At 46.2% G+C, this 22510-nt stretch carries 17 protein-coding genes; 8 read left to right on the top strand and 9 right to left on the bottom strand.

What is annotated here, in order from left to right; all coding sequences use genetic code 11:
- The first annotated feature begins 160 nt into the window (after positions 1-160).
- Positions 161-1162 (top strand): sensor histidine kinase, encoded by a 1002-nt coding sequence (locus K6Y21_RS12240; protein WP_233072140.1) that lies wholly within the window; start codon positions 161-163, stop codon positions 1160-1162.
- Positions 1152-1928, top strand: a complete 777-nt coding sequence (locus K6Y21_RS12235) for a LytR/AlgR family response regulator transcription factor (protein ID WP_233072139.1) — start codon at positions 1152-1154, stop codon at positions 1926-1928. The genes K6Y21_RS12240 and K6Y21_RS12235 overlap by 11 nt, the downstream gene beginning before the upstream one ends.
- A 12-nt stretch (positions 1929-1940) precedes the next feature.
- Here the strand turns inward: K6Y21_RS12235 and K6Y21_RS12230 are convergent, their stop codons facing one another.
- A complete protein-coding gene (locus tag K6Y21_RS12230) occupies positions 1941-2861 on the bottom strand; it encodes a LysR family transcriptional regulator (protein WP_233072138.1) in 921 nt (306 codons plus the stop codon).
- A gap of 119 nt (positions 2862-2980) precedes the next feature.
- Here K6Y21_RS12230 and K6Y21_RS12225 point away from each other — a divergent pair, with 119 nt between their 5' ends.
- The gene (locus tag K6Y21_RS12225) at positions 2981-7546 is read left to right on the top strand and encodes an ATP-binding protein (protein ID WP_233072137.1); all 4566 of its coding nucleotides are present in this window, start codon (positions 2981-2983) and stop codon (positions 7544-7546) included.
- A gap of 55 nt (positions 7547-7601) precedes the next feature.
- Here the strand turns inward: K6Y21_RS12225 and K6Y21_RS12220 are convergent, their stop codons facing one another.
- The 3 genes from K6Y21_RS12220 to K6Y21_RS12210 all read right to left on the bottom strand — a co-directional run bounded on the left by K6Y21_RS12220 (position 7602) and on the right by K6Y21_RS12210 (position 11796).
- The gene (locus K6Y21_RS12220) at positions 7602-8717 is read right to left on the bottom strand and encodes an outer membrane protein assembly factor BamB family protein (protein WP_233072136.1); all 1116 of its coding nucleotides are present in this window, start codon (positions 8715-8717) and stop codon (positions 7602-7604) included.
- A 206-nt stretch (positions 8718-8923) separates the two neighbouring features.
- Positions 8924-10345 (bottom strand): winged helix-turn-helix domain-containing protein, encoded by a 1422-nt coding sequence (locus tag K6Y21_RS12215; RefSeq protein WP_233072135.1) that lies wholly within the window; start codon positions 10343-10345, stop codon positions 8924-8926.
- A 146-nt stretch (positions 10346-10491) separates the two neighbouring features.
- Positions 10492-11796, bottom strand: coding sequence for an ABC1 kinase family protein (locus K6Y21_RS12210; protein WP_233072134.1), 1305 nt, complete (start codon positions 11794-11796; stop codon positions 10492-10494).
- 159 nt (positions 11797-11955) lie between these two features.
- Between K6Y21_RS12210 and K6Y21_RS12205 the strand changes: the two genes are divergently transcribed.
- The 3 genes from K6Y21_RS12205 (at position 11956) to K6Y21_RS12195 (ending at position 15488) form a co-directional block, all read left to right on the top strand.
- Positions 11956-12840, top strand: a complete 885-nt coding sequence (locus K6Y21_RS12205) for a hypothetical protein (protein WP_233072133.1) — start codon at positions 11956-11958, stop codon at positions 12838-12840.
- Between the two features lie 47 nt (positions 12841-12887).
- A complete protein-coding gene (locus tag K6Y21_RS12200; protein ID WP_233072132.1) occupies positions 12888-13268 on the top strand; it encodes a hypothetical protein in 381 nt (126 codons plus the stop codon).
- 243 nt (positions 13269-13511) lie between these two features.
- Positions 13512-15488: a S8 family serine peptidase gene (locus K6Y21_RS12195; protein WP_233072131.1), complete on the top strand. Its 1977-nt coding sequence runs from the start codon at positions 13512-13514 to the stop codon at positions 15486-15488.
- Positions 15489-15667: 179 nt separating this feature from the next.
- Here K6Y21_RS12195 and K6Y21_RS12190 read toward each other — a convergent pair whose 3' ends face one another.
- From K6Y21_RS12190 to nagE, 3 genes are all read right to left on the bottom strand, one after another.
- Positions 15668-17026 (bottom strand): HAMP domain-containing sensor histidine kinase, encoded by a 1359-nt coding sequence (locus K6Y21_RS12190; protein WP_233072130.1) that lies wholly within the window; start codon positions 17024-17026, stop codon positions 15668-15670.
- Positions 17027-17049: 23 nt separating this feature from the next.
- Entirely contained in the window at positions 17050-17721 is a 672-nt protein-coding gene (locus K6Y21_RS12185) for a response regulator transcription factor (RefSeq protein WP_233072129.1), read from the bottom strand.
- Positions 17722-18018: 297 nt separating this feature from the next.
- A complete protein-coding gene (nagE, locus tag K6Y21_RS12180; protein WP_233072128.1) occupies positions 18019-19380 on the bottom strand; it encodes an N-acetylglucosamine-specific PTS transporter subunit IIBC in 1362 nt (453 codons plus the stop codon).
- A gap of 564 nt (positions 19381-19944) precedes the next feature.
- Between nagE and K6Y21_RS12175 the strand changes: the two genes are divergently transcribed.
- Both K6Y21_RS12175 and K6Y21_RS12170 read left to right on the top strand, forming a co-directional pair.
- Positions 19945-20517 (top strand): hypothetical protein, encoded by a 573-nt coding sequence (locus K6Y21_RS12175; RefSeq protein WP_233072127.1) that lies wholly within the window; start codon positions 19945-19947, stop codon positions 20515-20517.
- A 386-nt stretch (positions 20518-20903) separates the two neighbouring features.
- A complete protein-coding gene (locus tag K6Y21_RS12170; protein WP_233072126.1) occupies positions 20904-21821 on the top strand; it encodes a hypothetical protein in 918 nt (305 codons plus the stop codon).
- A gap of 92 nt (positions 21822-21913) precedes the next feature.
- Here the strand turns inward: K6Y21_RS12170 and K6Y21_RS12165 are convergent, their stop codons facing one another.
- Both K6Y21_RS12165 and K6Y21_RS12160 read right to left on the bottom strand, forming a co-directional pair.
- A complete protein-coding gene (locus tag K6Y21_RS12165) occupies positions 21914-22213 on the bottom strand; it encodes a type II toxin-antitoxin system RelE/ParE family toxin (protein WP_233072125.1) in 300 nt (99 codons plus the stop codon).
- A complete protein-coding gene (locus K6Y21_RS12160; protein WP_233072124.1) occupies positions 22213-22452 on the bottom strand; it encodes a type II toxin-antitoxin system ParD family antitoxin in 240 nt (79 codons plus the stop codon). Before K6Y21_RS12160 ends, K6Y21_RS12165 begins: the two co-directional genes overlap by 1 nt.
- Positions 22453-22510 lie beyond the last annotated feature (58 nt).

The raw sequence follows: 22510 nt of genomic DNA, 5'->3' as shown, positions 1-22510 counted from the left end.
TAGTTAAGGCCCATACTAGTGGTGGCTTTTTTTTAAACAGCTTCATAACAACCATTAAAACTATAAAGTAGCCAAAGAGCAGCCAATTTCAGGGCAAACTATGTCACAGCTTTCACCATCAGAATTAAGCTTAAAGCTTTTTTTACAAAGAACTGGCCTAATGATATTGGTGTTTTCGCTGATCGGCCTTTCCGGCTCTTGGCTCGATCTTATTTCAACCCCAATCTGGGCAAGTATCTTAATTTCCAATGGCATCGGCCTTGTACTCTTTGTGCCTTTATCCCTTATCCACCTTCAGTATCCTCACCTACTTACACAAAGAAAAGGGTTACTCCCTTGGCTGCTTGCTTTTCCGCTAGGCATGTTGGTCGGCTTTTGGTTACATTATCTGGCGCAAAACGACAGCTTGAACTTGGCTGCGTTCGCGAGCATCAAGGCCTTCATTGCTGCCACCCTATTTAGTTTTGTGATTGCTTGGTATTTTTACTCGAGGGAATCCTCATTCAAAATTAAGGAGCAACTCAAGCAAGCTCAGTTAGATAAATCTCAACAAGAAAAAGAACTGATATTGAGCCAGTTGCAACTGCTACAAAGCCAAGTAGAGCCGCATTTTCTGTTTAATACCTTGGCAAATTTACAAGCCGTTATCCCATCGGATCCTGATCGCGCCTTAGAACTACTTAATTTGCTTACCCGGTTACTCAGACAAAGCCTAAATGGCTCGAGACAAAAGCTCGTCAGCCTAAAAGATGAAATAAACTTTATTAGTGCTTACTTATCAATTCATAAAATACGACTTGGTGAACGACTCACCTTTCATATTAAGATAGATCCTGAATTAGATATGGAGCTACAACTGCCCCCATTATTACTGCAACCTTGGATTGAAAATGCCATCATTTTTGGCATTGAGCCCGCTCTTGAAGGCGGAACAATCCAGATTGAAATCAAAGGTGTTTGTGAGAATTCACAGCTACACAAGCTCAATGTAGTCATCACAGATGATGGTGCAGCAGGGCGATGCGAACGCCTGTCGGGTTTAAGTATCCACAATACCAAACAGCGCCTACAAAGCTTATTTGATGGCCACAGTGCATTGCGTTTTCAAGAGCCAACTCAAGGTGGGTTTAAATTAGAAATGGAAATACCTTATGCAACATGAGATCACCGCATTAATCGTTGACGATGAACCACTACTACGTATTTATCTAGACAAATTACTCAGCGACAATTGGCCCGAGCTCAATATTGTTGGCACCGCTGGTGATGGCAACAAAGCACTGGAGCTCACTGCTGAACTAAAACCCGATATCATGTTCCTTGACATTCGTATGCCAGGGATTGATGGCATTGAAGTGGCCCGCAGGCTCGCGAATCAACCCGATGCTCCGTTAATCGTTTTCACGACGGCTTATGACCAGTATGCAGTCGAAGCCTTTGAGCACGAAGCCGTTGATTACCTATTAAAACCGATTGCCGAGGAACGTTTGTTGCGCGCCATTGACAAGGTAAAACTGCGTTTGGAAGCCAAGGCGGACGATCCTGAACCAGAGCAGCAAAGTTTAACTAAGCTGATTGAAAAGCTCAGCCATCCAAAAAATGACTACCTGGAGTGGCTAAAGGCAAGCCGAAAAGACAATATACATATTATCCCCATTACGGACGTTTTATGTTTTCATGCTGAGGATAAATACACCACCGCCATCACCCATGAGGGGGAATTTGTTATCCGTACCCCCATCAAAGATCTCGTTCAGCAATTAGATCCGCAAAGCTTTTGGCAAGTACACCGCTCAAGCATCGTCAACGTGTCCGCCATTAAACATGTCAATAAAGACATCACGGGCAAAATGGTGGTACACCTGAATAATGTAAAGCGCCCTGTCGCGGTGAGCCGCAGCTTCCAAACCTTATTTAAGCAAATGTAAAACAAAATGCAGTTAGCGAACGCTACGCATTAAAGGCTGTAGCGACTCGTGATTGCTAAAGTGTTGGCAAAAGAAGTCTAAAAAGCTGGTGATTTTATTTGCCAGCTGACGGCGACTGGAATACACCCCATATACCTTAATGGGCTCTAGAGGGTAGTCTGCCAACACACGCCTTAACTCACCGGAATGCAATTCTTCCTGACACACGGATTCCGTTAACATAGCAATCCCCACACCCGCTTTCGTCATCTGCTTGAGTACCGTATTGCTATTTACCCTTACCTTACGCTCAAATTGCACCATGGCCTTCTCTGCACCTAACCCAATCGGCCAAATGGCCGATGAACGGGGTGTGCCCAGTAACAATCCTTGGTGACTAGCCAAATCTTGCGGTGTTGCCGGCGAACCGTGGGCATTGAGGTATTTAGCACTGGCGACTAACACGGGCTGACGCTCAACTAATAAGCGGGCAATCAAATCAGAAGCATCAAGTGGGCCATATTTGATAGCGATATCATAACCTTCACCAATCAAGCTCACTTCGGCATCGGTAAACTGAATATCGAGGTCAACCTTGGGGTATTTGCGTAAAAAACCACTGCATAAAGTGGCAATGGCATCTTGATGGAAAGAAACAGGCAACGCGATACGCAATAAACCGGAAATATCTTGATGGGTGTTTTCTATGGTCGCCAGCGCTTCTTCCATTTCCTGCACGATATTGGCACAGTGCTGATAATAGAGCGCCCCCACATGGGTTAAGCTTAGACCACGGGTATTTCGTTGCAATAATCGCACACCTAAATGGTCTTCGAGTTGAGAAATTTTTCGGCTAATGGTGGATTTTGGCAAGCCTGTTAAACGGGAAGCTTGAGAGTAGCCTTTTGCTTCAACCACCTTGGCGAAAATCGCCATACCATTCAGATCTGTCACATTTTTTCCTGCTGTTCCATATTTGGAACGTGCTGTTTACCTGCAAAGCATAGTATCACAATTCAGTTTGTTGTAGATTATGCCACCTATATACGTGTATGAAATAATAAGGATAGTGTATGGCTGGTAAACCAACATCCTCGTTTCTGGAAATGAGCAAGGGCGCAGACCCTCTATTTGTCCAGGCCGAACATCTCGCGAAAGATTTTTCTCTGTTTCCTGACAACAGTCTGCCTTCTGTCGTAGCCCAATTAGATGGCTTGATCGCCGATGACAAAATTCAATCTAATTTAAAAGCCATCAAAAAACTGGATGTTGATGCCTATATCGCACGTACTGTGCAGCCAGCTGAAGACAACAAACGTCCAAGTGCGAAAGATGTCATCGCAGGATTTAACGGCAAAGTAATCAGTGAAACGAGCCAAGGCCCGTTTTACTGTGCCGAAATGGACCTCGATTTTGGTGGTTATACCCGTCGTGTGGGCATCATAGCGCAAGAGCGCAGCACCAATAACGGTGCTTGGATGCCAGAGCATCACAAGGCCGCCAGTAAAGCCATTCGTAAATACTCAGAGATGGCGCTGCCGATTGTTTACCTCATCGACACACCGGGAGCCGACGCGGGCGAAGTGGCTAACGCAGGCAACCAGGCTCATAGCATTTCACAAATGATCGCAGAGAGCGCCAATGTTGACGTGCCGACTGTCGGTATCATTATCGGTGTTGGTTACTCTGGTGGTGCTATTCCTCTTGCCACCGCTAACATTTTGTTATCGGTACGCGACGGTATCTTCAACACCATCCAACCAAAGGGCTTACAAAGCATTGCCCGCAAGTACAACTTGTCTTGGCAAGAATGTGCCAAGTTCGTGGGTGTGTCACCTGAAGAGCTATACACCAATGGCTGTATTGATGGCATCATCGACTTTTCACCGGTTGACCAAGATGAACGCCAGCGCAATCTGCAAAAAGCCATCGTGTCTTCGATTAACTCGATTGAAAGCGCGTCTATCGAATTTGTTCGCAAATACCCTGATATTCTTGAACACTACCACCGCAGTTTAAGCCGCTATTTAGCGCCTTCTAAACACCTGCAAGCGGTAGAGGATGCATCGTCATTCCACCTAGCGAAAAACCCAACCGTGCATAACAATGCATTCGGTTTGGCCTATCGCTATATGCGCTACTTAACCTTGCGCTCGCGCATTCACTCTATTCCTGAAGACCAGTACGGCCGCCTGTCTAAACTTGAAGTGCCAGAAGGTGACCTCAAAGCACGTATTAAAGAAGATCAACGCCGTGTATTTGAGTCTTGGTTAGAAGCGCCTGACAACATTAAATACGACGATCAACTGGCGAAAGATTGGAAAAACTTTATTGCCAAGCGTGATGAAGTCGGCACCGAGCGTAACGTGCTAACCAAGTTGATCTTAGGTGAGCCTAAAGAAAACTTCGAAAAGGCCAAACAAGCTTTACTATTTAACTTGAGCTTGTCCCTTTACAACCGCTGGAAATCAAGCGCAACCAATAACTTCCGTGCTTTGATTCGTTACCTACAAGATGAAAAAACCAACCCGGTAACCAAAGGTTGGCCAGATCTTAACGAGCTAACTGTGGTGGATGTTATCGTTCACAAAGAACTGCGCGAAGACTTTATACAAGAATGTCGTAACATTCTAATTTTCAACCAGTTATACGATAACACCATAGGTAACCTAGCCAGCATCGCTAAAGAAGCAATGGACAAGCAGGCCCTATCTCGTACGTCGGTGTCTAAACTGATGAACGAATCGCTGGAAGCCGCACTTGAGAAAGTCGGCAAAGGTGATCCGGTAGAACAAAAAGCCGCCTTTAACCATTGGCTTAAATTCTTCCTCGCTCAATCACACCGTGGCGACTTACTGTCTAAAGTAGAGCAATGGAAGAGTATTGGTTTCCCTCAGCTAAACGACAGCTTATTCGTTATCTTAACTTACTTCTTTGAGCGCTTGTTGCCAGAATACTACGAAACAGAGCAAGACAAAGAAAGTTACAAAGGCGCCATTAACCCTATGCGTATCGGTCGTCGCAAAGACTTCTGGAACCGTTTAACCATGGGCTACCAAGACTTGTTAATTCAAGGCTTACTGCGCGATGAAAAACGCAAAGGTAACAAAAACTACGAAGACATCGTTGCCAAATTCTTTGCCAACTTCAAAGAAATCAATGGCAACATGATCACAGCCAACTTGCTTGATTTCCCAGGTTTTCGTTTATCGGTAGAAGACGCCCTCGATAAAGGCATCAAGCCTTGTGGTCTTGTCACAGGTTTTGCTGATTTCCAACTCAGCGAAGGCAAAAACCAACGCGTCGGTATCGCAGTATCAAACACCGCATTCCAAGCCGGTGCCTTCGATATGGCCAGTGCCGAGAAATTCTGTGCCCTATTAGTTGAATGTGCGAAGCAACACTTGCCTGTTATCGCCTTTATCAGCTCGGGTGGTATGCAAACAAAAGAAGGTGCATCAGCGCTATTCTCAATGGCAGTGGTGAACGACCGTATCACCCGTTTTGTACGTGATAACGAACTGCCTATAGTGATGTTTGGATACGGTGACTGTACCGGTGGTGCACAAGCCAGTTTTGTAACCCACCCACTTGCACAAACTTACTACCTATCGGGCACTAACATGCCGTTTGCAGGGCAAATGGTGGTACCGGCCTACTTGCCATCTACCTCAACCCTGTCTAACTATTTATCGGTGACACCGGGCTCAATGGCGGGTCTAGTGAAGAACCCATTCTCCGACGATCTCGATCAGAAACTTCGTGATATTGACGTGGCCATGCCAATGCCGACCAATACCATTGAAGAAGTGATCAATCGTGCCTTATCGGGTTTTGTCCCTCAGCCAGACGCCGAGCTAAATGAAGCGAAACAGGTTAACCCTGTGGAGCTAATGAAGCCCGTTAAACGCACCTTGATCCATGCTCGCGGCTGTACTGCTGTTAAACTGATCCGCAAGGCGCAAGAAAACAACATCGACGTGGTATTGGTCGCATCGGATCCTGATATGACCTCAGTGCCGGCAGATATGCTACGACCAAATGATCGCCTAGTCTGTCTGGGTGGTAACACCTCGGACGAAAGTTACCTCAACGGTTACTCGGTATTGCGTGTTGCTGAACACGAGCAAGTTGACTCACTGCACCCAGGTATCGGCTTCCTATCGGAAAGCCCACAATTTGCCAGCATGTGTGTTAACCACGGCATTAACTTTATCGGTCCAAGCACCCAAAGTATGTCGACCATGGGTAACAAGTCTAACGCCATCAAGACGGCACAAGACAACAAGGTACCTGTGGTACCCGGTTCGCACGGTATTCTTAGCAGCGCCGAACAGGCCGAAGATATTGCCGAGAAGATTGGCTACCCAGTATTGCTAAAAGCCGTTAACGGTGGCGGCGGTAAAGGTATCCAAGTGGTTGAAAAAGCTGAAGACATGTACGAGCTTTACCAGCAAATCAGTGCTGAAGCCCGTGCCGCCTTTGGTAATGGCGACCTCTACCTAGAGAAATACGTCACTTCATTACGTCATATCGAAGTGCAACTACTGCGTGACAAATTTGGCAATACCCGTGTACTGGGCCTACGTGACTGTTCGGTGCAACGTAACAACCAGAAAGTGGTTGAAGAATCAGCATCAACCATGCTGCCAAAAGATCTGGAAGAGCGCGTTTACAAGTACACCGCCGCGATTGCCGATGCCGTGAATTACTTTGGTGCGGGCACGGTTGAATTTATTTACGACCTAGACGCCAACGACGTTTACTTCATGGAAATGAACACGCGTCTGCAAGTAGAGCACCCTGTCACTGAAGCAACGTCGGGTGTGGATATCGTTTCAGCCCAATACAACATTGCCTCGGGTGAAAGCATTGAAAGCATGCAGCCAGTACAAGACGGTTATGCCATTGAAGTGCGCGTCACTGCCGAAAAAGCCGCCATGGACTCAAACGGCGTGATGCAATTAGTGCCCAACCCAGGTTTAGTGACCGAATGTGTACTACCTGAGCGTGATGACGTGGAAATCATGGCCATGATCGCCGAAGGCAAAGAAGTATCGCCTTACTACGACAGCTTGATTGCTCAAATCATCATCAAGGGTAAAGATCGTGAAGACACGGTTGAGAAACTGTACGACTACCTCGATTCGGTTGTTATCAAAGGTATCGCGACTAACATTCCATTGTTGAAGCGCATCCTTAAAGATGAAACCTTCCGTGCTGGCGTCTACGACACCAACTACTTACCTAAGTTGATGGCCGAGCTAGACCAAGACGCGTTGATCGCAGAAATGGAAGCCGCGGCTACGGTTGCAGGTGCTTCAAATGCCGATTCAATCAAGGTGGAAGGCTCTGACGAGCTTAAGGTCATTGCACAAAGTGCCGGTATCTTCTACACCGCCTCATCACCAAGTGAGCCAGACTTTGTAAAAGAAGGCGACATCGTCACCCTCAACCAAACCTTAGGCTTGATGGAAGCGATGAAGATGTTCTCTAAGGTCAATCTTGCTGGGTTTAACCGCAAAGGCGCGATTATCTACCCAGAAGATCAGAAGTACCGCATTGAGCGCATCATGAACACCAGCGGTCAGCAGGTTTCTAGTGGCGATCTGCTCTTCATTGTTAAGCCAATGAAGTAATTAGCCCCTAAAGCACAAAAGCCCAGCCAACTCAGCTGGGCTTTTTTATTAGCTGTTAACGAGTAAACACCCGAACGCGACCATCTAAATCAGCAACCCAAAGCTGCCCCTTATGAACCGCTGGCGTGGCAAAAACACCACCATTAACATAACCGGCTATTTTTTCGGGTTGATATTGCCAAGTCAGCTCTCCCGAAGCGGCATTGACCCCATAAAAACCACGTACCACTTTAGTCCAATAGCCATCTGCCCCCATTGCCCCTATGTACACTATATCCCCGTCAAGTAAGGGAGCCCCCCAAGACCACCCCTGGGTGTTAAATTGCCACACTGGCTCCCCCGTGTTGCCATTGAACTTGAGTAATTTTTTGCCATCCGATGTGCCAATATAAAAATACTGCGCATCCGGTGTGGCTACCGCACTCGACTCAACCCATGAGCCATCACGAAAAAGGTACTGCCACTCCACTTCGCCCGTGGCACTGTTTAACGCATATAAACGTGCATTTCTCGAGCCTATCACTACATACTTACCAACTACCTTGGGGTCTGAGTTAATCAAACGATGGCTAGCGTGAAACCATAATTGTTCACCACTTCGCTTATCTAGCGCATAGGTATTACCATCCCAAGAGCTGATAAAGACCTTGTTGTCTAAAAACGAAGCCGTAGCACGAATTTTGCCAGCAGTTTTAAACCGCCAGCGCAGTTTTCCACTTTTGGCATCAATGGCATAGAAATATTGATCAGCACTGCCCACATAAATCACACCATCATTGAAAACGGGTGACGATTTCCGGTAGTCATAAAACCAAGGCGGCTCATTAGCTGGTAATTGACGTAGGCGGTGACCATCATCAAGGTCAAAACGCCAGAGCTTCTTACCATCTTGTTTGTTGAGAGCATAAACGTAACCATCATCACTGCTAAAATAAACCACCCCTCCCTCAACGAGCGGCGTTGAACGTACCTTATCGCCGGTTTCAAACTGCCAAACTAATCGATGACTATTGGCGTCAAGCGCATAAAGGTTACCGTCATCACTGCCAAAATAGACCATCTCGTCTGCTATGGTAATGTTAGACCAGATTGGCCCTTGGGTTTTAAATTGGGCAATCAACTCACCTGACGCTGCGGCTGCCTCCAATGAGGCACACCAGAGTAGCGCCATCAAAGCCCCCATGAATCGTTTTCTCAAATAGTAAGAATCTTGATAGCAGGACATCGCTTCGCTCCTTTAATTGTTATCGCTCTGAAAAAAATAGCGACTCACAACTAAATTGTCCTGAAATGCTATCTAAAGAGTTCTAAAGGCTAAAGCGAGCAGGTTAGATGGCTTGCCACCGTTGTTAATTTCGTCAAAATTTTCCAACTGCTCTAGGAGGAAGGCAAATTCAGTCCTAATTCTGCTAACAAAGCATTAAAGCGTGGTAGACCATGCAACGGCTGATATTTAGGATCAACCGCTAACCATAAAAGTTCCACTCGATGTTGCGAGAAAGCTTGTTCAAGGCAAGTTAATGCCGCCTCATAATCTCCACTCCCAATGGCATAGCGCGCCCTCGACATCGGTGGATCATATTGGCCAATGTCTAGTTGCAGATCGTCATCAAAGGCTAACCAAGCGTAAACCTGACTCAACCCTCCTTGCTGAAAACGATGCGTTACTTCAGCAACAGCCGATGATGAATACCCTGCTCGCCGCATCAATATTGCCAATTCTTTAAATGCCTGCTCCTGATCGCCTGTTAATTCTGCAATAGCTTGGCGGGAAACATGATAGTAAAAACTGTCTTGACCTATCTGCTCCAGCTTGTCTAATTCCCGCAGCGCTAAATCATATTGACGGCTCATAGAATAAATCCATGCCGAGCTCTCCTTGGAATAGCCTTGGGGATAGAGCTGGATAAAGGCATCTAATTGTTGATGTGCCCCGTTAAAATCCCCCATAGCTAACAAGAATTGGCTATAAAAATAGTGAGAAGCAACCAAAGGCAAAGCTAATTCAAAATGCTGCTTGGCTTTCGCAAAATCACCTAGCACCAAAAAATAAAGATTAGCCAAACGCTGATGCGCCAATCTATCTTCAGGGGCGAATTTCAATGCTTTTTGTAACAACTCCTCAACCTCGAATTTTTGCTGCTCAAGTAACGGATCACTAGCAAAAATGTTGCGCATTTTAAGCCCAGCTAATTCGCTGTAAGCGGGGCCATATTCGGGCTCGAGCTGGATCAACTTATTAAGTAGGATTTCGGCATGCTCAACTTGCGCAGGGGATTGGCTTAATAGGTACTTAGCCTGCTGCAGTTGCTCGATTGCTGTCCTGCTCAAAACAACAGGGCTAGTGGAAGTATCTCGAAAATGAGTGACAAGCCAAGTGGCTAATAAACTCACGCCCACAATCAGGCCACCAGCCAGCCAACGTTTAGCCATAACGCTCGCCTTTTTCGATTTATTTTCAACACATCTCGTCGTTAGCGAGTGCGTTTGGGTCACATCAGCTATCAAGCGATAGCCTTTACCCGCTATGGTTTTTATATATCGAGGTGAACGAGCGCTATCCGAAAATGCCTTACGTAAACCATTTATAGCAACATAAATAACGTCTTCATTGACGACTCGATCAGGCCAAACCTGCTGTAAAATCTGCTCTTTGGTCACCAACTGATCGGCGTATTGCACCAATAACATAAGCAATTCACATTGCTTCTGGTCAAGTTGAACGACTTCTTCACCCCTTACTAACTGATTGCGAGCTTCAAATAGCCGCCAATCCCCGATCTCAATCTTTAATCCCACAGCCTTGCCTTATCTTTATGCCATGGTTTTAGTCTGCCACATTTACCAAGCACAAATATTGTGATAGGGCAGCAATAACAGCCATTAAATCCAAAAGAGAGTTAAATCCAAATTAGCGTCAGTCGCTCACTCGCACCTGAAAATGATCAATATGGCGAAAACAATTCCCTGACATCCACCTGAGCATCCAGTTTCGCTGCCAACAAATACAAGCCAGCCAGTTTACGATGAATGAACAAGGCGTCGACAGGCGGCGTGTGCCATTGTGATTTATCACGATTAATGGCGCTACCCGCGGCTTTGATACGCTGTGCCAATTGGCTCTGACCAAAGTGATAAGGGCCTTGGTGACGCAAGGGCTCACAAGCTAAGGCAAACAGACCCAGCACCGCGGCGAGATAATCAGGGTCGATATCTTGCTTGAAAAAACCGATTTGCTTAGCCGCATCGAACATGGCGTCCTGATCTTGTTTGGCACCGGCGCTGATCAAAGCTAAATAGCCTTGGCTGATCTGGGGGGGAATAACGCGCGTTGCCCCAAAATCCAACAAACCAATCTTGCCTGTGTCAGCTTGATACACATAATTGGCAAAGTTTGGATCCGTCTGCATTAGTCGAAATTCAAACAACTCTTGGAAAAACAGCCCAATCAAACGACTGGCTATCTTGTCTCGTTGCAATTGAGTTAACTCACCGCATTCATCAATCGCCACCCCTTCAACAAATGACATCACTAACAGATTATCGTTACTCAAGCTCTGATTGACTTGTGGCAAAACAAAGTGGTGCTGCGTTAAATGCTCAGCATAAGCGGCGATGTATTCAGCCTCTTGGCGATAGCTGGCCTCCACCAACAATTGCTGCTTCGCTTCTGCAAATAACGGGGCTAGATTTAAGTGTGATGGTAATAGTCCAGACAGTTTTAACAACGTCGCGACATTGTCCACATCACTGCTGATTGACGCTTTAACTCCCGGATATTGCACCTTGACCGCTAACTTTTTCACTTGCTCATCATAAGCAAGATGTACTTGACCTATTGATGCACTGGCAAACGGCCGCAATTCGAAATGACTAAACTTGTCCAACCATGCCTGCCCCCACTCATCCACCAATAGATTGACCAGCTGTTTATGGGCCATAGGCTGCGCATTACTGCGTAGTTTATCGAGCAAAGTACTTAATTCTGGAGGTAACAATTCACCTGCGTCCATCGAGAGCAACTGGCCCAGCTTCATTGCTGCACCACGCAGATTGGCTAATTTATCCGCTAAGTGCTCGATGTTTTTGGGTTGCATTAACAGTTGGTTAAATGACGGCGCTTGCCCTTGGGTTAACTGCCTCGCCCCCTGATAGGCCATATTGCCGGCAACCTTAGCGGCCAAGGAGCCAATTTTAGATAATCGCGCAATCCGCGATACAGGCACTTTAGCGCCGCTTTTATCCGTCATGTTTTACTCACTGCAATTCTACTTATCAAACTTAATATACGTATCAACCGGTCAATTTGCTCAAACTTGTCAGTCCCTTAAGCCGAGTTGGCTATGATATCTCAGTACCAAGATTGACCAAACTAAGGTAACCTTGGCTACACCTAAACGAGGAGCGCAATGAACGATTTACACGATATCTTTACCCAAGCCTACTGGTGGCTTTCGCTGCTGGGCGGTTTGCATTGCTTTGCATTTGCCCTTTATCTAAACCTATCGCAGGAGAAGTCAAAGGCAAATCGACTCTTGGTTACGCTCTTCGTGCTAATAGGTTGGTATTTTTTCACTGGACTGATCAGCAAGGGGCTCACGCCGCTCCCCATGCACGTGATCTTGCCACTGCTATACCCGAGTTATTTTCTGTTAATGCCGATTCTTTATGGTTATTGTAAAGCCAGTTTGCAGCCCGAAGCCAAGCTCAATATCGTCAAGCACAGCTTAACGGCCATCGCTGTGGGTCTGATTGTTCTTACCATTATGCTCTATCACTGGCTGAAGGCATCCGATGTACAAGCTAGCATTCCTATCTTGTCTCAAGCTCAACAAATTGATGTTTACGCCCTGCTATTGCCAAGCCTTACCTTAGTACAAGCGGCTTGTTACTTTGGTCTGATTTGGCGCTTTATCAAGCGCAATAACCCTATCCATAAGCATCAACGGGAGGAGTTAAGCCAGATCCGCTTTCGTTGGATGAGCCTCTTAGTCATCGGCACTCTAGTCAACTGGTTGATGCGAATAGCGCTGATATATCTGCCCTTTTACGCTGGCGAGCTGCCATCAATGCAGGTCCAGGCTATCACCCGTTTTAGTTTGCTGATCACAGTCTATATCTTTGCATTTTACGGTTTTCATCAAATCAGCCGTGCCGCCTATTTACGCGGTTTGGCACAAGCCAATCGCAACGCCCTTACTAGCAGCCAAAAAGTGCTTGATGCCGATGAAATGGCGTTTTTACAAGATGTGTTAGCCGAATCAACAAACCAAACAAATACAACCAAGCGTTAACTCAGCTATCCCCACCAAACTCGGTACTTCCCGACTTTACGACCTTAGTGGATAGCTTCGACATTTCTCTTTCTGATAACTACTCAGACAACTGCACCGCGTATATTTTCCAAAGTCCACGGGTCGATGATCTCGATGGGCAATCGGTACAACTGAAATACATGTTTGTTCACGATCCCGACAAAGATCTAGTGTTTCTGGCCGCAGTGGAAAATACCGCCTCGGATCTCAATGAGTTTGGCGTGCGCGAATCCAGCTTTGACTTAGGTTTACTTGGCATGGGGCTAGTCGAATATCCGGACATGCTACCCGATGTCTTTAACAACCCCAGAAGCTACCCAACCGATGACGGCTACCTCCCTGTGATGCAATTTCACAGCGATGTTAACTTACTGGCTAGCGCTAAAAACACCATAGATAACCTGTAAAAATAGGCACATAGCTCATCGAGGGGGACCCCCTTCGATGAGTAAAACAGCTTAAGACAAAAACATTCATAGACGAATATAAAACCACCAAAGAATATAACAGTAATTAATTTTGCACCACGTCATAAATACTAATACTTAATACTGATAATCGTATCTTTCCTGAACTATTTTCGTTACATTCCAGCAGGTCAAACTTGTTAACAAGTTGTAATAGAGATTACTTTTTTCAGGGATAGAAAGATGAACAACACCACTCGCTCCGCCGTTGCTTTAGCGGTTTGCAGTGTGTTATCTGGTGCCGCCATGGCCGCTGATGACACCTTAGCCGCAACCGAATTAACCGATCGCATTATTATCAAATACAAGCAGCCCAGCTATGGGGTAATGCGCGCCGATATCATGCAAATGCGTCAAGATGACGTGCAAACCACGGTATCGCAACACCTCGCCAGTGACGCTAACTACCAGCGCACCACAGCGGCAGGTGAAGCGGTTTATCAGTTTGATCAAGCCTATCATGGCGATGAATTATCCGCCGTGCTGGAGCAACTAAACGCCGATCCCGACATCGCTTATGCTGAAGCAGACATCATCATGCGTCCTTTTAGCCAGTTACCAAACGATCCCAAATTAGATCAACTCTGGTCACTGGGTACCGGCGATGGCGGCTTAAACTTGACCTCGGCATGGCCTACCGATGCCGGTAAAGGCGTGGTCGTGGCCGTGGTAGATACCGGTATTACCGCTCATTCTGATCTGGATGCCAACGTACTACCGGGATATGACTTTATCTCCAACACCATGATGGCCAACGATGGCGACGGCCGTGATGCTGATGCCTCAGATCCGGGTGATTGGGTTGAAAAATGGGGCTGTCGCTCTAACGATCGCGCGCAAGACTCGTCCTGGCACGGCACCCATGTTGCAGGCACCATAGCTGCACGCGCCAATAATGGCATCGGCATTGTCGGCGTCGCCCATCAAGCCAACATCTTACCCGTGCGCACCTTAGGCCGCTGTGGCGGTTATTCATCGGATATCGCTGACAGTATCGCTTGGTCTGCTGGCGGTTTTGTGCCGGGCGTACCAGCTAACAAAAACCCAGCGCAAGTCATTAACTTATCACTGGGCGGTGGCGGTGCCTGTAACCGTACCACTCAAACCGCGATTGACACCGCACGTGCCAATGGCGCATCAGTCGTGGTCGCGGCCGGTAACAGCGATGCCTCAACCCGCTTTGTTAACCCAGCTAACTGTGCAGGTGTGATCACCGTGGCCTCAACCAATCATTTTGGTGCTAAGGCCTATTATTCAAACTTTGGTGCTGAAGTTGACGTGGCCGCCCCTGGGGGTGAGCTAAGCCGACTTAATAAAGAATGGGGCATCTTATCTACCGTCAATACAGGTAAACAAGGCCCAGAAGGTGAAGGTTACGCCTTTTACCAAGGGACCAGCATGGCCGCCCCTCATGTGGCTGGTGTCGTCGCGTTAATGTATCAAGCCAATCCGGCCATTACCCCGGATCAAGTTGAAGCCATCTTAAAGCAAACGTCCCGCGCCTTTCCTAACGCCAATGAATGTATCGATTGTGGCAGTGGTATTGTTGATGCCAAAGCAACCCTTGACTATATTCGCACCGGTAAGCTGCCAGAGGTGACACCTGAGCCCAGTATTGCGCCTACACTCGCTCCGACACCGCGCCCAACCCCAGTGCCAACGCCAACACCTGAGCCTGTGGTCAGTGGCACTTGGTCACCGGATCAAGTGTATGTAAAAGGCGATCAAGTGACCTTAAACGGCATCTTGTATCAGGCGAAATGGTGGAACCGTAATCAACAACCGGGGACCGAACAATGGGGACCATGGCAAAAACTGGGCAATGTAATCACCCCAACTGCAGCGCCAACTCCTGCACCAACGCAAGCGCCTACACCGGCCCCGACTCCTGTACCGACGGTTGCACCAACGCTTGCACCAACTCCTGTACCGACAGCTGCACCAACGCCAGTACCGACTGTTGCCCCGACAGCTGCGCCAACGATTGAACCAACAATTGCACCGACACCGGCCCCCGTTGAGCTAATACCTTGGCAGGCAGGCCGCGTTTATGTGGCAGGTGATAAAGTGACGTTTAACGGCAAAGCCTACCGCGCTAAATGGTGGAACCGTGGCGAAGAGCCGGGTGCTTATCGCTGGGGGCCTTGGCAAGCCATTTAATTAACATATCGCCAATACTATTAGGGTAACAAATCGTTCACCCCACCCATTTGGTGAGCCGTTAGCAAGCAGGTTCACCCCAATCACATATTAAACCGTGTGCTTGGGGTGAATTTCTATCTCACTAGGTAACATGTTCAAACGCCACACAGAGTAAGAGTGCACTATGATGGCGGAGCCTAAATTATCCCATCACTGCGATTTAACAACAGCCTTGCCCGCAATCCGGGATGATTATCAGACAATACAATACGGCCAGCGTGGAGCTGAGCCACGGTATTCACAAACGCCAAACCAAGACCAAAACCCGAACTGGTGCGGCTGGGATCTAAACGCACTAGCTGATCCAGCACCCGCCTTTTATCCTTATCGGCAATTCCCGGCCCATTGTCCGCCACCAGCACACCAAAACAATCAGAAGCTATCTCGATATTGCCGCCCGCAGGGGTATATTTAATGGCATTATCGAGCAGATTACAGATGGCGCGAAACAGCAGATTACGGTTACCCATCACTAAGCAAGGTACATCGCAGCGGTAGCTCAAGGCTTGCTCTTTTTCATTGGCGCACGGCTCCATAAAGTCCAATACATCTAAAATAATCGGCTTAAGATCTAACGGCTCAAGGGTAATCTTAGTACTGCCTTGGTGAATGCTTTGGTGAACACCTTGGCTTAGATTATAAAGCTCCATCATGCCGCTAAAGGTATCCAACAATTGGTCAAAGTCTTGCTGCAAGTAGCGCAGCTCTTCCTCTTCCCTTGACCCTAACTCACCTTGTTCGAGTAAGGTTTCAACTCTGAGTTTTAACCTCGCCATCGGTGTGCGCAAATCGTGGGCGATATCGACCGTAAGGGATCGCAACCTAGCTTCGTTTTGCTCCATTTGCTCTAACATGGTGTTGAGATGAATAGCTAATAAATCAAATTCATCGGTGGCCGCACTCACCTTCAAGCGAACACCGCGCTCACCACACATCACCTGATTCATGCTCTGATTGACCTTGTTCAAGCGCGTTAATATATTCAAGGCAAACCACACCGCCGCCGCAAACACCCCCATAAACGGCACAAAGGTCGCCCACAAAAAACGCACGTTCAGGTTGTTTTGAAATTGCTGGTAAACCTGCTCGCTGATACCTATCACCAAAGGCGTACCATCTTGCAGTATCACCTTAGTAGCTCGCATGCCTTGGCGCTGCGAGCCCGATTGCACATTAGCGATAGCCGGATAATCGGGCGCGGCGGTAGTGCCTTGTTGGCTACCTCCTTGGCCAAGATAGTAATAATACAAACTACCTTTGCGCCGCGTTTCAATATTGGCTTGGATCACTGAAGTGTCGGCGACCGCTGCTAATTGACTAAACAACTCGGTTTCTTGGCGCAATAAGTCGTCCAAACTTTGTTGGTAGGTTTGCAAGGAGTTTTGATACAGCTGCTGCATCAGCAAACTCATCACCAAAAACAAGCCGCCACCAAACCAAAGCAGCAGCTTTAAAACACTCGAACGATAAAGTACATCGCTACTAATGGCCGCCATGGCGAGCTCCGTTTAATACGGGCCTAGCGAATAACATAACCCGCTCCGCGCACGGTTTCGATAAGATCTTTAGCGCCTGCTGCTTCTAACTTTTTACGCAAATTGGCTATGTGTACGTCAATCACATTGGTTTTAGGGTCAAAGTGATAATCCCAAACCGCTTCAAACAAGCGCATCCGCGATACCACCTCCCCCGTATGCTCCATTAAATAATGCAGCAAGATAAACTCTTTATGCTGCAGCTTTAACGGTGCGCCCGCCACATCGACCTTATGGCTGCGCATATTCAGTCGCACCGTCCCAATAATAAGTTCATGGGAGGGAGCCAGAACGGGCTGGTTACGACGCAGCATGCTGTTAACACGAGCGAGTAATTCCGCTAGCGCAAAGGGCTTAGTTAGATAATCATCGCTGCCCGCCGTCAAGCCGGCGACCTTGTCTTCAATACTGTCCATGGCACTTAAAATAATCACCGGCGTGGAGATGCTAGCAGCCCGCAGTGCGGCTAAGATTTGCATGCCGTTTAGCTCGGGCAACATACGATCTAAAATAATCAGCTGATATTCGCTGCTGGTCGCCATCATCAAGCCTTCACGGCCTTGCCCCGCTTCATCCACCACAAAGCCTTCTTGGCGCAGCGCCGTTACCACAAAGCCTCGGGTAGTGATGTCATCTTCAATAACCAGTATTTTCATCTTTAACCTAGAGCCGCTAATCCTTTAATAACTATGCCCAATAGTAAGTTATGTTTTATTAGACGAATATCTGCCGCAGGGAAGCCGCAGCTAAGCCATCAAGGATGATTTCACGGCGTTTCGTATCACAAAACATAACTTTCTTAATTATTTTTTCTCGTTTAACTTCAGCTAACTATAACATTTACAAGCAAAAAAGGTGGCCAAATTTGGCCACCAAAGGAAAGGAGCAACGCTTGGTTACCGTTACTCACATAGCGCATGAGCAAACACCATGTCATGCGCCATGATCCACCACTAAATGGCCTTCATCTCACCGGCGATGATTTCCGCCATCGGCCCTAAAATCACTTGTAGGTTTTTATCTCCCACATGCACCACGGCTTTGGCACCTAAGGTTTTCAGCTGGGCTTCGTCGACCTTACTCTTATCCGCAATACTTAAGCGCAAGCGGGTAATACAAGCATCAATTTGAGTTAGATTGTTTTTTCCGCCTAACGCTTTGATATAGCTATGAGCCAGTTCTGAACTGTCTAGATCATCGGCTTGCTCACTCACGGTCGCATCTTCACGACCTGGCGTTTGAATATTGAAGAAGCGTATCGCCAACATAAACAAGCTGTAATAGACCAATGAAAACGCCAATCCTAGTGGCACCAACATCCAAGCATTTTTCGCTGCAGGCGCATTAAAGAACAGCACATAGTCAATCAAGCCCGCCGAGAAACCAAATGACATATGAATATCGAGTGCTGCCGCGACCGCTAATGAGATCCCCGTTAACACCGCATGGATGAAATACAACACAGGTGCCAAGAACATAAAGGTATATTCAATCGGCTCGGTAATACCGGTTAAAAAGGCAGTAAAAGCAATACTTAACAGCATACCGCCTACCGCTGGTCGGTTTTCTTTACGCGCACTGTGGTAAATAGCCAAACAAGATGCCGGTAGTGCAAACATCAACACCGGATAGAAACCCGATAACATCAAGCCTGCGTTTGGATCACCCGCGGCAAAACGTAGCATTTCGCCCGTTACGCCGTTGTACTCACCCATCACGGTCCAGACGATACTGTTAATGATATGGTGTAAGCCCACCGGAATAAGTAAGCGGTTGACAAAGCCGTAGCCAAACTTACCGCCCACTTCACTGGCCAACATCCAGTTACTAAAGGCATCGATTCCCGCACTGACAGGCGGCCAGATAAAGCTCATTAATACCGCCAACAGCAAGGCGCTCAAGCCAGTGATAATCGGCACAAAGCGCTTACCACCAAAGAAGCCTAAAAACTCAGGCAAGCGTATGGTGTGAAACTTGTTATAAAGCTCACCGGCGATCACCCCTATGATAACGCCGCCAAACACCCCTAAGTTCAACGCAGGATCGAGCACCTTCAGGGCTTCCGTTAGAATAAAATATCCCACCATCCCCGCCAGAGCGGCAGCAGCATCACTGTTTTTACTTAAGCCTGCGGCAATCGCAGCAGCAAATAAAATTGGCATTTGCGAAAAGATCGCACTGCCCGCCGCCTCCACAAAAGGCATGGCAAACACATCTGGTTGGCCCAAGCGAAGCAATAACCCCGCCACAGGCAAAGTGGCAATCGGCAGCATTAACGCCTTACCTAGCCGTTGTAAATAGCCCAAAATATTCATCGGTCAACTCCTTTATGCTAATGTCCAATCAGCATAAAAAAGTCAGTATTAAGCCATCCCTTGGCCAACATTAACTCTACTTAATCTTGGTTAAGTAACGCAGAAAGTGTGATATGGATTATTTTTCAAGCCCTTAGTTAGATGAGCATAGCCTCATGGAGCGCCAGTACCAAAGCATTAATCCACACCATTTTCTAGCTCTGAACGAACAAGATAAAGACCGATAAGGTTGCCTATTAATCAATGTGTTACGATATTAAGATAAAAAGGCGATGGATGTTTTAATTTTTATAAAGTGAGCTTGCCTTGAAGCATCAGCTTGGCTTAAATGGCTGAATGCAGCAGGCCGAAACGCCAACAGGGGCAGTGCAAAAACATGCTGACGACATATTGCTGGTACGAAGGCTAATTTCAAGTCATAAAGCAAATTAACAGAGCATAAATGACAACCCCCTGATACATCAGCGAAAGCAGCGGCTCAGTCTTGCATGGGATTGAGATACACAACATTCTTAACATACTAAATACACGCAATCTATCGGTTTGCATTAAATAAAGACCACTATGATAAAAAAATATTCTTTAAAGCAACTGTCTGCTATTTTTCTGTTAACAGGTTGTCAGTCAACACAAAGTCAACTACAACCTATACCTGAAAACGTATTGACAACCCTATCCACTCAATGGGTGGTTGTAGAAGCCTGCTATAACTCTGGAGATTATAGTGTCGAACAAGCCGTCAACTACCAAGAGGCGATTAGTTACTCTTTTTCGACTTGGTTAGTAGAGCAATCCAACATACATGAGTCAATAGGTAAAGTTCGCTTAGCACTATCAGAATATCAATCTAACTATGGCAACCTTGGAACAACATGTAAGGATTGGCATTTACATTTAGAATCTGGATTGCGGAAAGTTAATAATCACAAAAATCAAATATCGCTCAACCAGCAACGAGCACATGAAATAAACAAAGCAAATGCATCTAAGCCCGTAACGTATTCAACACAACCATCAAATTCGAATAGCAATTTTGTTCAATGTTATAAGGCTGGTGACATTAGCTTTAATAAGAATATTCAAACATTTAATGGCATGTTCTGTCCCATTGGTTGGTTTCAATATTACGGTTACTAACGCATACAGCTAACAACCAAGAAAAGATATAGCGTTGCCGAAACTCTATTTTCTCTTTGTGATCAATGCACGGATAATCTTTAGATCCTTGATAAGCTCGGCTCACTTAACTTACAAGTTACTAATTCGACGTTAACTGAACTGGCCCGAGAGCCTTTCTTAGCTAACTGCACTAGCATAGACACAATCATTCCAATGATTGACTCGGCTGCTTGTCTTGTAATGTTTAGTTGGTAAGATTTATACCACACTCTGACACGGAGCGGCTTCGTTCAACAAGTTGCTTAATTTTGTTCTGACAACAAACGTCATAACCTTCACAGCACTGTATACACAACGGCAACCTGCTAATAATGCGTTAGGTGCTAACACTATATTGGTGAAAAATGTTAACCGAAGAAATAAAAGCTTTAATTGATGCCAAAGCAAAAAGCCTGAATGAACACGATAACTTAGCAGGTTACGTGGCGAGCAAAATCGACCTAATCAATTCATATATAGACCAAAAAACAGAGTTAAGTGAATCTCAAATCGAAGATATGTTATCTGAATTGGTTGGTTTCTTTACTACATCCTTGCACATCCCACTAGACCCTGGGTTAAAGTTGCTTCGGGCTAGGGCGTACAAAACTATGCATACAGAATCAAATGTTTCACAACTGTCTTATATCGCCAAAGAACACAGTGATAAAGCGAGTATTGGGCGTTTAAATGAGCAAGGACACCCTGTATATTATGGTTGTATATATTTCTCGGGAACTGGCGCTGTTAACGTAGCTTTTTCGGAATCCAATTCCTCGGTGGGTGATACAGTAAATATATTACGCTCTGAATTGAGCGGTGAAATCAACGTTTATTATGTAGGCATTTACGACCATGTTCGCAGACAATCTAAGCCAAGGTTTATGTCTGAAGATATGTTTGGTTCATTTTGCGAAGTGAATCAGTATCAAGAGCAAAGGTACACACCTAGTGTATTCTTAGCTCACATTCTATGCGATGCTTTTTTGTCTGACATCTTACGTAGGAAAGAAAATGGAAACCTTTATAAAGTAACTTCAAAGTTACTTAACATTTTTACCAGTGATGACACGACTGATGGAATTATCTATACGTCCGTGAAATCTGAGGGAGACCCCGTTGTTGCTTTAAAGACTTCAACGGTTGACGATAAAATTGTCCATAAGTCATGTGATTGCTATCGTGTAGAACACGACTACGGATATGCACTTTACAAAGCGGTGCATACGCATAGCGCTAGTATTAACTCTGATAAATCAATCAATTGGGTTAACACTCATTAATAAAAATAGATGAGGCGTAGCCGACGGGCTATATTAGGTTAGTTACGCTGTACAACACATATCTCCACTATTTGAGAACGCTTAATCCTTAGCTATACGCCAAACAGTGGATTGACGTCCATACTCTTATGCAGGATCCGGATCACCCTGATTTGTTGGCTTCCTATCTGTAGATAAAATATGACGTGACTACCTTGAGGAAATTTCCGGTACCCTGTGCGGATTTCATCACATAGTTTTCCTATGTCAGGGTTTTCGGCCAGCAACCAAAATGAATCATCAAATTGTTTGAGGTAGATATTTCGTTGCTGTTTACCCCAGCGCCTTTGCGTAAATAGAGCGATATCACGCAAGTCAGTTGCGGCTGCAACAGTGAGGTTAAATGGCCTCATCAAATGTTTTCACTATCGAGCTCATTTACAAAACGATCAAAGTCATAATCAGCATCACCGCTTTGTTCACCTTCGACAAGCAGTTGGCGTAATGTCTGCAGTTTGGTTTCTTGGTTTTCGAGTAAACGTAGCGCTGAGCGAATCACTTCGCTGGCTGAGCCGTAACGACCACTTTGAATTTGGCTTGTAATAAAGCCATCGAAGTGCTCACCAAGGGTAATGCTTGTATTTTTAGCCATTTGATCGCCCTCACAATACCAATAAATACCTAATTATGGTATCAAATAGCTTTTTCGG

This window comes from Motilimonas eburnea, from assembly GCF_021295345.1.
In the GTDB taxonomy this organism is placed as follows: Bacteria; Pseudomonadota; Gammaproteobacteria; order Enterobacterales; family CBDFNC01; genus Motilimonas; species Motilimonas eburnea.
The sequence above is the reverse complement of the archived record's forward strand: the minus strand, read 5'-3'. Positions and strand labels throughout refer to the sequence as shown.